At 27.9% G+C, this 12,682-nt stretch carries 14 protein-coding genes; 7 read left to right on the plus strand and 7 right to left on the minus strand.

What is annotated here, in order from left to right; translation table 11 throughout:
• Positions 1–23 precede the first annotated feature (23 nt).
• The 4 genes from CLSA_RS10825 (at position 24) to CLSA_RS22060 (ending at position 2,774) form a co-directional block, all read left to right on the plus strand.
• Entirely contained in the window at positions 24–230 is a 207-nt protein-coding gene (locus CLSA_RS10825; protein ID WP_022746365.1) for a hypothetical protein, read from the plus strand.
• Between the two features lie 120 nt (positions 231–350).
• Positions 351–722: a phage holin family protein gene (locus CLSA_RS10830; protein ID WP_022746366.1), complete on the plus strand. Its 372-nt coding sequence runs from the start codon at positions 351–353 to the stop codon at positions 720–722.
• Positions 723–969: 247 nt separating this feature from the next.
• On the plus strand, positions 970–2,328 hold the full coding sequence (miaB, locus tag CLSA_RS10835) for a tRNA (N6-isopentenyl adenosine(37)-C2)-methylthiotransferase MiaB (RefSeq protein ID WP_022746367.1): 1,359 nt from the start codon (positions 970–972) through the stop codon (positions 2,326–2,328).
• Between the two features lie 206 nt (positions 2,329–2,534).
• A complete protein-coding gene (locus tag CLSA_RS22060; RefSeq protein WP_022746368.1) occupies positions 2,535–2,774 on the plus strand; it encodes a hypothetical protein in 240 nt (79 codons plus the stop codon).
• Here CLSA_RS22060 and CLSA_RS10840 read toward each other — a convergent pair.
• Both CLSA_RS10840 and CLSA_RS22065 read right to left on the minus strand, forming a co-directional pair.
• Positions 2,771–5,422 (minus strand): hypothetical protein, encoded by a 2,652-nt coding sequence (locus CLSA_RS10840; protein WP_022746369.1) that lies wholly within the window; start codon positions 5,420–5,422, stop codon positions 2,771–2,773. The two genes, CLSA_RS22060 and CLSA_RS10840, sit on opposite strands and share 4 nt — an antisense overlap.
• Positions 5,423–5,457: 35 nt before the next feature.
• Positions 5,458–5,814 carry a right-handed parallel beta-helix repeat-containing protein gene (locus CLSA_RS22065; protein ID WP_052334803.1) on the minus strand — a complete coding sequence of 119 codons (357 nt, stop codon included), beginning with the start codon at positions 5,812–5,814 and terminating at the stop codon, positions 5,458–5,460.
• Positions 5,815–6,177: 363 nt separating this feature from the next.
• Here CLSA_RS22065 and CLSA_RS22070 point away from each other — a divergent pair, with 363 nt between their 5' ends.
• Positions 6,178–6,459 carry a hypothetical protein gene (locus CLSA_RS22070; protein ID WP_140395232.1) on the plus strand — a complete coding sequence of 94 codons (282 nt, stop codon included), beginning with the start codon at positions 6,178–6,180 and terminating at the stop codon, positions 6,457–6,459.
• 200 nt (positions 6,460–6,659) lie between these two features.
• Here CLSA_RS22070 and ybaK read toward each other — a convergent pair whose 3' ends face one another.
• Positions 6,660–7,139, minus strand: coding sequence for a Cys-tRNA(Pro) deacylase (gene ybaK / locus CLSA_RS10850; RefSeq protein ID WP_022746372.1), 480 nt, complete (start codon positions 7,137–7,139; stop codon positions 6,660–6,662).
• 697 nt (positions 7,140–7,836) lie between these two features.
• Here ybaK and CLSA_RS10855 point away from each other — a divergent pair.
• Positions 7,837–8,829: a tyrosine recombinase XerC gene (locus CLSA_RS10855; RefSeq protein WP_022746373.1), complete on the plus strand. Its 993-nt coding sequence runs from the start codon at positions 7,837–7,839 to the stop codon at positions 8,827–8,829.
• A 212-nt stretch (positions 8,830–9,041) separates the two neighbouring features.
• On the opposite strand, the gene CLSA_RS10860 is transcribed toward CLSA_RS10855, so the two are convergent.
• Both CLSA_RS10860 and CLSA_RS10865 read right to left on the minus strand, forming a co-directional pair.
• On the minus strand, positions 9,042–9,563 hold the full coding sequence (locus CLSA_RS10860; RefSeq protein ID WP_022746374.1) for a hypothetical protein: 522 nt from the start codon (positions 9,561–9,563) through the stop codon (positions 9,042–9,044).
• 114 nt (positions 9,564–9,677) lie between these two features.
• Complete coding sequence (locus CLSA_RS10865) at positions 9,678–10,112, minus strand: hypothetical protein (RefSeq protein ID WP_022746375.1); 435 nt, start codon at positions 10,110–10,112, stop codon at positions 9,678–9,680.
• A gap of 170 nt (positions 10,113–10,282) precedes the next feature.
• On the opposite strand from CLSA_RS10865, the gene lexA reads away from it, so the two are divergent.
• Complete coding sequence (lexA, locus tag CLSA_RS10870) at positions 10,283–10,888, plus strand: transcriptional repressor LexA (RefSeq protein ID WP_022746376.1); 606 nt, start codon at positions 10,283–10,285, stop codon at positions 10,886–10,888.
• Between the two features lie 114 nt (positions 10,889–11,002).
• Here lexA and CLSA_RS10875 read toward each other — a convergent pair whose 3' ends face one another.
• Both CLSA_RS10875 and hfq read right to left on the minus strand, forming a co-directional pair.
• Positions 11,003–12,289 (minus strand): methionine gamma-lyase family protein, encoded by a 1,287-nt coding sequence (locus CLSA_RS10875; protein WP_022746377.1) that lies wholly within the window; start codon positions 12,287–12,289, stop codon positions 11,003–11,005.
• Positions 12,290–12,363: 74 nt separating this feature from the next.
• Positions 12,364–12,609, minus strand: coding sequence for an RNA chaperone Hfq (gene hfq / locus CLSA_RS10880; RefSeq protein WP_022746378.1), 246 nt, complete (start codon positions 12,607–12,609; stop codon positions 12,364–12,366).
• Positions 12,610–12,682 lie beyond the last annotated feature (73 nt).

A 12,682-nucleotide genomic window follows, 5' to 3' on the forward strand; every position in this document is an offset into this window, starting at 1 on the left:
GCTAATCCAATAGGAGGAAACACATGAATCGAGCACAAATTGATGAAGTTAAAGAAGCAATAAAAAATATACCTAAAAAACAACAGGAAAATGTGTTACTAATCGCAAAAACACATGGTGTGAACAGAGCTTTTTTAGAAAGAATTAAAAATGCGAACTCAAGTAAAGAAAATCTATTTGAAGATCCTATAGAAAAATATATAAAATTATTTAGTAAAGACTTAGATTAAAAATTGTTTAAGTCTTTATTTTTTTTATATAAAACTTCTAATAAATTATTATAATTATTTATAATCTGAGCATACTATACATATGGTCCTATAAAATTTTTTTATAAAGGAGGAATATTAATGGCACATAAAGAACATAATGAACAACAAGTACATAAAAGTAGTATATCTGGTTGGATAGGCAGGTTTGTTATGATTGCAGTTATTTTAGCAATAACATCATTTTTAACACCTGGTTTTAGTATTAATGGACTATGGTCATTTTTATTAGCAGCAATTGTTATAACAGTATTAGATTATTTAGTAGAATCATTTATGGGAGTTGATGCATCACCATTTGGAAAGGGAATTAAAGGATTTGTTATTGCTGCGATAATATTATATATAGCACAATTCATAGTTCCTAATATGAGAGTGTCTATAATAGGATCATTATTAGCTGCTTTAGTTATAGGAATATTAGATGCAGTTTTACCTGGAAGGGCAATGTAAATTATACATAATCAATTTAATTGAGAAATTACTATTCCTATTCTTAAGTAGATTATAAACTAAATAAATTTTTGTGATTACCCTAAATATGTTTTATATTTAGGGTAATCTTTTTATATATGACTTATCTAAGTTTAAAACTATGTATAGTGTTAATTTATTCAACTAAATTCTTGACCTCTTTTAATATAATAAATTATTTGTTATAATACTAAAGACATTGTAAATAAAAATGGAGGAACAAATAATGAATTTTGATATAGAAACACTAGATAAAGTTGAAAGCAAAAAACTCTTTTATGTTGAAACATGGGGATGTCAAATGAATGAAGAGGATTCTGAAAAACTTTCAGGTATGCTTAAAAGACAAGGTTATGAAAATACCGATGTTAGAGAAGAAGCTTCAATTATTATTTTTAATACATGTTGCGTTAGAGAAAATGCTGAGAATAAAGTTTACGGAAATCTTGGAAGATTAAAGAAGCAAAAAGAAAAGAATCCAGATTTAATAATAGCTATATGTGGTTGCATGATGCAACAAAAGGGAATGGCTGATGAAATACTTAATAGGTTCCCATATGTTGACATAATATTTGGAACACACAATTCTTATAAATTTCCAGAATATTTAAATAGAGTTAAAACTGAGGGTGTTCAAATTAAGGAAATAATGGATAAAGAAACAGAAATAGTTGAAGGGGTTCCAATTGATAGAAAAAGTGATATTAAGGCTTTTGTAACTATTATGTATGGATGCAATAATTTTTGTACATATTGTGTAGTGCCTTATGTTAGAGGAAGAGAAAGAAGTAGAAAACCACAAGATATAGAAAATGAGATTAAAGATTTAGTGGCAAAGGGATATAAAGAAGTAACTCTTTTAGGCCAAAATGTTAATTCATATGGTAATGGATTAGAAGAAGAAATAACTTTTGCAGATCTTTTAAGAAGATTAAATGAAATAGAAGGTATTGAAAGAATTAGATTTATGACATCTCATCCTAAGGATTTAACATTAGATGTTATCCGTGCTATAAGAGACTGTGAAAAATTATGTGAGCAAATTCATTTGCCAGTACAAAGTGGAAGTGATAGAATTTTAAAAGAGATGAATAGACACTATACTAGAGATTATTATTTAGATTTAGCTAAAAAAATAAGAGAAGAGATTCCAGATGTAACTTTCTCAACAGATTTAATTGTTGGTTTCCCTGGAGAAACTGAGGAGGATTTTGAAGGTACTCTTGATTTAGTTAGACAAGTTAGATATGATGCTGCATTTACTTTTATATACTCTAGAAGAAATCATACCCCAGCAGATAAAATGGAAAATCAAATCCCTGATGATATTAAACATAATAGATTTAATAGATTAGTAGAAGCAGTGAATGAGGGTATTATTTCAGGTAACAAAGTTATGGAAGGTAAAATAGTAGAAGTACTAGTAGAAGGATACAGCAAAAATGATGAAGCTAAATTAACTGGTAGAACAAGAAATGCAAAACTTGTAAATTTTGAAGGTTGCAAAGAATTAATAGGTAAATTAGTAAATGTGAAAATAATTAAGGCAAATTCATTCTCTTTAATTGGCGAAGTTGTTGAATAAATATAGGAAATATATAAATCTAAGGTAATTAGAATGATTCTAATTACCTTAGATTTTTTCTTTATTTAAAAATATTTAATTTTTCTTAACAAAACAAATTATTTTAAGGCCGCATTAGCGTTGTAATCTGAGCTAGTATTAACGTAGATAGCGTTAGTCTTATCCATGAATAGATATGGTGCACCAGTATATTCAATTAAGCTAAATTGCTTATATTAAGAGGTGCTGGAACGTTTGTAGTTGTTGTAAATGTTATAATTAATTCAGAATTTGAATTTCCTTTTTTAACGTTAATAGTAAATGATGTGTCTAAAGCTGCATTAGTAAATATTCCACCTGCTGCTTTAGTAACTTTAGTTAAAATAATAGTACCCAAGCTAGTAATACCGGTTCCTAAGCTTATAGATGCAATTGCTAAATTTGAGGCATTATCAGTAAAGTTTTAATTAGTAAAGTCTATACCAGTTTTAGAATTTGCAACTGAAAGTAATGGGTTAGTAGTAAAATCTAAATCTTTATTAAATACAGCTGTTAATGATGCCCCATTTAAATCGTCAGATGCTAAGAATGTCATATTAGCAATTTCGACTGATAGATTATCGACAAAAAGGTAATTAAATGATTTAATTGTATTTCCGTTTATATCTTTAGTTGAAAGGAATGAACTATCTGCACTAGTTCTTATAGCAATAGAATTTATTAATTCATCAGTGGCTATATAAGGAATTGTGCCTTTCAGAATTATAGTATTTGCATTAACGGTGCTAATTGTAGCGCTGTCTATAGGGATATTAATAGCATTGTTAAATGCTATTAGGAAATCACTTGCACTTGTATTCTTGATTGCATTTGAGAATTTAAATGCAATTGTAACTGGATATCCATTTGCTATTGATCCAGCTACTGGTGTACGGCTAATATCAGTTAAACTTATACCAACTAATGTTGAAGGAACGCTATTTATGATTTCTTTATTGTAAGGTAATCCAGTTAATCCTTTTCCAAAAATATCAATTATTGTATTACTTTCGCTAGCGCCAATATATGCGTATTTATAAGCGGAAGTAAAAGTTTTTGGATCAAAAGTGAAAGTGATTTTTGTACCATCTTGTGATAAAGAAACGTCTTTAATTGATAGTGGAGTTGGGGTGGTTATAATCTTGTCACTTACTCCGATTACAAAATCCGAAGCATCTATTTTGTTGAATTCGTTATGATAAAATTGACCATTAACTATAGAACCATCTGTATAAGTGTATACAAGTTCAGAATCAGAAATAATTTCAGCTGTACCTTTACTTAAATCGATTAAAGGAACTGTTGCAGTTATTGTCTTAAGGCTGCAAAGTGGATATATATTACCGGATGTGTTGCAAACATAATTAATAGTATCAAGACCAGTATATCCAATATAAATACTGTAATTTGGGTTAGGAGTTCCATCATGGGCGGCTGTATCAAATGTTGGATACGTACCAACTGGTAATATAAATCTAATCCAGTTATTATTTTTTAATGGTGTGGCTACAGTTCCGATTGGTAATGGTGCATTAGTTGCAGAAACGGTTGATTCATAGAATTTATAATTATCAATTTTATCTGCAGCACAAGTACTATTTGCAGTACCACCGATTATATTCATTGGTGTTTTGTATTTAATAATAAGAGCATTAGAGCTATCTGTTATTGCAGTATCACCAGTTTTAGAGTTTAATCCAATGATTTCTATAACAGAAGGTTGTGTTGTATCTTCTATTGTTACAGAATAAGTTGTATAAGCTATATTTTCTCCAATACTATCAGTTATAGCATTAGCTTGTATTTTTAAAGTGTATAATCCTGCACCTAATAAATTTTTAAATGTCATTTTAATTTTTGAATTATTTGAACCAGTTATAAATTCAGTAGCTTGTATTGGCTGAGAAACGCCGCTTGAATCTAAGAAAGTATAATTAGCCGGATTGTTAGCACCTTTTCCAGATACATCAGAAAGCATTGAAGTTGAGAAAGTTAAATCTATAACAGTATTATCTTTATTAGATGAATCAGTATCTTGAACTGCAGATTCTAAAGTAGGAGGAATACTACCTACATTTACAGCTAATTTTGTAAAAGGTACTATATATCCACATGCATCTATTAAATCACCAGAATCTGTTTTTGGTGAACCAACTCCAATAGTAATAATTCCTGATGGTAATGGATTGCTATTATCTATATTAAAAATTAGTGAATTAAAAGTATCAGGAACTCTTTTAATTGAAGAAAGTTTTACTATGCTTCCATCGGATAAAAATAATATTTTAGCATTAGAAATAGGGTTAGTGCTAGTAAAATAAGGTGTTAACACGGCATTGCTAAATGTTATAGTAATTTGATTTCTAACAGGTGCAACAGCACTAATAGGAACAGCAGGTGTTGATGTTATACTTACGTCAAATCCAACTTCCATTGATGGAATAATTCTTTGTTCTTCACTATAATCAGTTAAAACTTTATTTTTATCTGTTGGATCTAAGTAATATTTTCCTTTATTTACAGCTAAAATGTGAGATATATCTTCTGTTAAAGGAATTGAAAGAAGCGTATCTTGTAATATTAAGGCTTTTCCATCTGAAGATAAAGTTGCAGTAAGTGATGGATTATCAAGATTAATGGCACCGCTCCATTCGCCTTTTGTAGGATCTATTGAAGAATTGGTATCTCTATTGTAATATAAAGCATAAAAATTATATAATATATGACCAGAAGCAGTACCAGTAGTTATTGGATTTCCACTAGCATCTACAGGTACACTGCTAAATGCATTTCTAATAGGATATTTGAAAAGAATTTTTGCAATTCTATTTCCTGTAGTTGTTACAGTTATATCAGTTTTGGGATCTGATATTGCACTATATGGAACTAATTTTATATCTTTTGATGCACTAATATTAGCTACGTCATTTTTGTATATTGTTATTGTATAAGTTTCATTTGTTGGAACTATTAAATTTATTAAAGCCTTATCTGAATCTGTAGGATTTAAATGATCAATTTTTCCTATTATTAACGTCTTCTTTAATGGGTCATTAGGATATAATGAATTTGTCACAAGAGAACAAGGAATATTAGTAATTTTTGAAGATGTTATTTTAGCAGTAAATTCACTTGTTCCTTTATATAAGAAAATCTACAATTTTCAACTAAGCAGTTATTTGTATTTTTCCCAAAGAATGAAATTCCACGTCTAGTTATTCGTGTAATTTCTATATTATCTATAACAATGTTTTCGCCACCGTTTTCCTCAAAATGTATAGCATCTCTAAATAAAAAATTTTCACTACCATCTATTTTAAAATTACTTATTCTAACATTAGATGAGTTTATTGTTATAGCATATTTTGTTGAATCTTCGTTGAGTTTTGTTAAAGTACGGGAGTTTATACCAATTAAATTTACTGGTTTAGTGATAAGGATACCATTTATTTCGGTATTATAATCCAAATAGTAGATACCTTCATTTAAAAAAATAGTAGTACAATAGAAACAATTATTTAACAAGTGATTTAATTCCTTAATATTTCTTGCATAAAATTAAATAGTATCAAAATTATGGAATTATTTTTGCCAAAAATTCTTGCAAAATTATTGTTCTTGCATAATTCAAAACAGAAGTTATAATAATCATAAGTATTGAATAATTCATAAAATTTAAGAAAGATAGATTCTTTAGAATTAAACATTAAATTATTTTTAATTTAATTAACATTAATATAAGAATTGCTAACAATTTTGTCTATAGCTAAAGTACAAAATTGAAAAATACAATTTTTAAGCAACGGGAGATAATTGTTCTCATTTACAGAAATGACAGAGACAAATCTAGAGAATGTACACTGTTTTAAAGACACAGAAGAATTAGAATGTGGTTCTAAGATTATTGCAGTATTTGTGTTATTTCCAATAAAGGTACATTTATTAAACTTAATTTTAGAATCACTTCGTATATTAATTATATCTTCTGAATTTGAAAATGTAACATTTTCTATAATGATATCATTGCATATAAGTAGGAGACCAGATAATTCGCAGCTATTACCTATAATTTTAGAAGTATTACCTATGATAAGGGGAGAGGTAAATTTATAATTTTTCTGCATAAGAATTATTTGATCCTCTGTGTTAATATATTTAAATAAGTCCTCAATTGTTTTGATCATATTTAACTCATAGCCTTATAGATTGTTTCAATGAAATATATTCTAAATTCAACAAAAATATGAGGTTGTGTTATAAATTTTAATTTATTTTATGAGTTAGTAGAGGAGTTCAACCTATGTATTTGTAGCTTATTTTATTACATCCATAAATGAGCAATCTATAACTTTTTCGAGATCGAGTGGATTCATTTCTATTTGTGCGCCTATTTTACCGCCGCTAAAAACTATTGTTTCAAACAATAAGGCTTCTTTTTGAATAAATGTTTTAAAAGCTTTTTTCATACCAAGTGGGGAACAGCCACCTCTAATATAACCTGTAATTTTGTTAATATCTTTTACATGAATCATTTCGATATTTTTTTCTCCAGCAACTTTGCTGCATTTCTTCATATCTAATTCGGCAGCAACTGGAATTACAAAAACATAAAATTCTTTTGAATGACCTTGAGTAACTAGTGTTTTGAAAACAGAATTAACATCCTTATCTATCTTGTGAGCAACTGCAACACCATCAATTTTACCATCTTTATTTTCGTAACTATGAGTTGTATACATAATTTTATTGCGATCCAAAATTCTCATAGCATTTGTTTTACTTTCTTTTGCCATTATTAAAAAATTCCTCCTTGATATATTATTAAATAATTTTGAAAATACTTTTTATATTATAACATAAAATTATATTGCTTCGAAATTCTTTAAAGTTATTTGTTTTTTCATAAAACCTTAGTTTTATTTTGCGGAATTCGAAAAAAATTCAAATGTAGATTTTATAGTTTGAATATTTTTTGAAATTTTAAAATTTGTCAAAATCTATTCTGTATAAAAATTCAACTTTTGGTATATAATTACTTATATAGATTATTAAAGTAAAAATGTAATATTAATAATATGAAGTTATTTTATTTAAATTAAGTATTATTTTTATATAAATGTTATAAAATAATAAAATATTAATTAAAATAAAAATCATAATTGATATGCAATTATTTAAATATACAAAACTAATTAGATAAAAAATAAAAAATAAAAAATAATTAAATTTCATATGTGATTATTGATATAAGTTAATATTAATTATACATTTAAATTGTAAATGATATACTTAATAAGTAATGTGAATACGCAGATTTGAAAATTTACCGTTAAAAAGAGCGATTAATTTAAAGTAAAATTTGATTTAGTTTTAAAAAAATCCATATAATTATTTCGGGAAATGTATATTTCCCGAAATAATTGATTAAAAATTGTTTTCTTGGTATAATATATATATCAACATTAAAAAATAACGACGGAGATATAAAAAATGAAATATAATATGAATATATTTAAGGATACTGTAAATTTACCAGAGTCAGTAATTGATTTTCTTAATTACTTAGAGACAATCAAAAATAAATCCGAAAATACAATTACAGCTTACAAAAAGGATTTGACAATTTTCTTTAGATTTATAACGATATATAAAGGCCTTGTAAAAGATGAAAAAATTGAATTTGAAGAAATTGATATAAGTTCTATTAATAATGATGTTTTAAAAAGCATTAAACTTAGAGATCTTTATGCATTTATGTCATTTACAGAAAAATATAGAAATAATAGCTCTTATGCAAGATCTAGAAAAGTTGCAACGTTGAAGTCTTATTTTAAATTTCTTCAAGGCAAAGCTAAAATCATTGACGAAAATCCTACATTGGAGCTAGAAACCCCAAAAATAAACAAAAGACACCCTATTTATCTTACACTAAATCAAAGCTTGCATTTATTAGATTCATTGGATAAAAGCAATAAGAATTATGCTCGAGATTATTGTATTTTAACTCTATTCTTGAATTGTGGAATGCGACTTTCGGAACTTTGCGGAATTCAAATAAATAAAATCAAAAATGATACTCTTACTATCATAGGTAAAGGTAATAAAGAAAGAACTGTATATTTAAACGAGGCTTGTTTGAAAACTATTAGTAATTATTTAACTGTTAGAGATGATACAAAAGCTTTGCCAGAACATAAAAGCTTTTTATTTCTTTCAACTAGAAACAGTCCTATAAACCAAAGAACTGTTGAAATCATGATAAAAAAACACGTTACTAATGCTGGTTTTACAGACGAAAAATATACGCCTCATAAATTGAGACATACTGCAGCTACTCTTATGTACAAGTATGGAAATGTAGATATAAGAAGTCTCCAAAGCATCCTAGGTCATGAAAATATATCAACAACGCAAATTTATACACATGTTGATGATGACGCGTTAAGGGATGCAGTAAAATCAAATCCACTTTCTAAATTATAGTTTGAAATCATACAATCACTCTCCTATTACGTTAAACTTTTACACTTATATAAAACATAAAAATTATTTTAATATTGGTTTTGCGGCACAATTAAATAAATAACAACTTTGGACTTGTCGTTTATTTGATTGTGTCTAACTTTATGTCAATTCTAGCGATAATACAAAAAATAAAGCTACTTTCTATAAAAAATATAAAAAGTAGCTTTTGTTTAAATTAGTGGTTTGCCATATAAACTCTCTAAATTATTAACGTATTCGGTGTCATTACCTTCATACACTATCAACGTATTCCCTCTTTTATAATAATATGGCTTACTTTTAAAGTCAGTTTTTACTCCATTTACAGTCATTCCGTCTTTTGAAATTGTATCTATATCAGATTTTATTGCATCAGCAGAATCATATTCGTAAACTCTGACCAAGTCATTACCTGCCGTATAATCTGTTTCAGTTCCTTTGAAATAATTTTTCTTGCTATTGGGTGATTCTTTGAGTTCATGACCAGCTTTTGCTATGTCATCTTTCACGTTTGTAGCAGTATATTTAGCAGAATCAGCACCTTCTTTTGCTGCTTCGCCTGCTTTGTTAGTGCCTTCGGTAATTTTGTTATTATTAGATGTATTATCATTATTACCGGTTTTATTAGAATTAGTCCAGCTACATCCAACTGTAAGGATTGAAGTTCCTAAAATCATAACAAAAGTTAATATTTTAAATAATCTTCTTTTCATATTTCTCATCCTTTCTCAGTAAAATATGTATTACGAGATTAGTATTCGAAATAAATAGAAAAATTATTCAAAAATTAAAAGCTTAACTATTCTTCTTTAATCAGAGCTCTGCTTCTACTCTATAACCTTTTTAAATCTTCTAACACCTGGATAAACCTCTTCTGTCATTTCTTCAAAATCTGCGTCATTAATATCTTTTAACTCATCTATATATTCTATATGATCAAAAGCATCTTCGTACTCTTCTTCTGTATACTCAAAGTTGCTTTTTTTATTAGAATTAATATTATTACCAAATTTATTATATATTTCTTTTAGATCAAGATTTTCTTCATTTACTTCATTAAGTTCGTCTTCATCTAAAGAAGATCTTAAGTCGTTTAAAAACTCTTCTTCTAATAATGCATTTTCTTCTTGTGTTTTTGCTATATCTTCTATTTTGATTGCTTTGGTATCTATTCCTTCCATTTCTAAGCACTTACCGCAATTGTCACAAATTTTATTTTCATATATATCACAATAATCATCATCAGTATATTTATAATTCATTTATAACACCTCAATCTCTTTATTATAAAGTCATTTTATCATTATATCAAAAGTATTTTAATTAAGCAAATTATATTCTGTAAAACATATAGAAATAGTCACAAGAACATAGGTTTGCCATAAAGAATAAGGTATGATATAATATCAAATAAGAATGCGAGGTGTGTGTAATGGCAGACGAAAAGGATAAACAATCAGAAATATATGAGTTTTTAAAAACCTACACAGAAAGTAAGGGGTACCCTCCTTCTGTAAGAGAAATTTGTGAAGCAGTATCTTTAAGATCAACTTCAACTGTTCATGGTCATTTGAAAAGATTAGAGAGAAAAGGCTTGATTAAAAGAGATCCGTCCAAACCAAGAGCTTTAGAAATAGCAGAATTATCTACTACTAAAAGAGAAATGATTAACATTCCTATTATAGGTAAGATAACTGCAGGTCTACCAATACTTGCAACTGAAAATATAGAAGATACTTTTTCTTTACCATTAGATTTTGTAAAACATAATAAAGAGCTTTTTATCTTGCGCGTATCAGGAGAAAGCATGATTGAAGCTGGTATAAATAATAATGATTTAGCTATTATTGAAAGTTCTAATAGTGCGATGAATGGAGATATAGTAGTTGCTCTGATTGAAGATTCTGCTACTATTAAAAGATTCTTCAAAGAAAAAGATCATATTAGACTTCAGCCAGAAAATAGCACTATGGAACCAATTATAGTTGATTATTGTTCTATTTTAGGAAAACTAGTTGGAATATTTAGATCGTATTAAATAATCTCAACTTATAAACTTACATAGTTATATTTTATTATGATATATTCTAATAAATAAAAGCTTTCTCACAATTTAATGAGAAAGCTTTTATTTATTAATATTAAAATTTTATTAAACTTCTAATACCTTGCTTAAACCAATAAGCACACCTATTTTTCCGTGATCAAAATTTAAACCGCCTTGCATGTAAGCTATATAAGGTTCTCTAACAGGACCATCTGCTGATAATTCAATTGTTGAGCCTGAAATAAACGCTCCAGCCGCCATTACTATCTCGCTATCATATCCCGGCATTGCCCATGGCTCACAAACTGCAAAAGCATCAATTGGTGAACCGGCTTGAATTCCACTACAGAAATTAACTAATTTTTTAGCATCACCGAATTCTATAGCTTGTATTATATCTGTTCTTTTATCTGTAGAAGCTGGGAATACTTTAAATCCTGCAATTTCCATAACTCTAGCTGTAAAGATTGCAGTTTTAACAGCTTCTATAGCTACATGAGGCGCAGAGAATAATCCTTGATAGAAACTTCTCATAAGACCATAAGTTGCACCATACTCGCCTCCTACTCCAGGAACTGTCATTCTGTTAGCTGCTGCATCTACATACTCTTGTTTACCAACTATATATCCGCCACCTGGTGCAATTCCCCCTCCTATATTTTTCATAAGAGATCCTGCCATCAAATCAGCTCCAAACTCTGTTGGTTCTTCAGTTTCAATAAATTCTCCATAGCAGTTATCAACAAAGATTATTACATCTTTTCTAACTTGTCTTATGCATTCTATTACCTCTGCTATTTGAGATACTAAGAACGATTTTCTTGAAGCATATCCTGTACTTCTTTGAATATGTATTAGTTTTATGCTTTTGTCATTCTTAAGTGCTTTTTGAATTTCATCAAACTGAAATTTTCCTTCTGAATCTAAATCTACAACATCTGTTTTGATTCCATATTCATCTAATGATCCTGGATTCTTCTTTTTTGATAGACCTAATACTCCAAGTAATGTATCATATGGAAGTCCTGAAACACAAAGTATTTTATCTCCAGGTCTTACATTACCAGCAATGGCTGCTCCAATTGCGTGTGTACCACTTACAAAATGAGGTCTAACAAGTCCAGCTTCAGTTTTAAATATATGAGCATATACATTATCAAGCGCATCACGACCTAAGTCATCAAGACCATATCCAGTTGTATTTGTAAAATGCGAATCACTTATTCTTTCTTCTTGAAAAGCTCTTAAAACCTTAAGTTGATTAAATTCTCTTATTTCATCATATTCTTTTAATGTCATTTCAATATCACAGATAGCCTGTCTATATATTTCAAATGTTTTCTCATTAATAGCATAATTTCCTTTTAAAAATTCTTCTGTTTTTCTTAACATGTTTAGTTATTCTCCTTTAAGTATTGATATATTAAAACTTCACAAAAATAAATAGGCAGTAATTTGCCTATTTATTATTTATTAGTACTTTCGTTATCTACAAATAAAATTGGTTCAGATGGTGTTATTGTTGAGATTGAATGCTTATATATTAGCATTTGTTTATTTTCACATTCTAAAACAACAGTAAAACTATCAAATCCCTTTACAACACCCTTCAATTGAAATCCATTTAATAAATGAATTGTTAATGGAATCTTATTCTTTCTTCCGTTGTTTAAAAAAATATCTTGTAAATTATTTTGTTGCTTATTGACCAAAATATAACACCTCCATAATTAGTAATTAGGCATATGAAAATAAATAAAAAGTTCAATTTGCCGTGGAAATTTT

This window comes from Clostridium saccharobutylicum DSM 13864, assembly GCF_000473995.1.
Classification (GTDB): domain Bacteria; phylum Bacillota; class Clostridia; order Clostridiales; family Clostridiaceae; genus Clostridium; species Clostridium saccharobutylicum.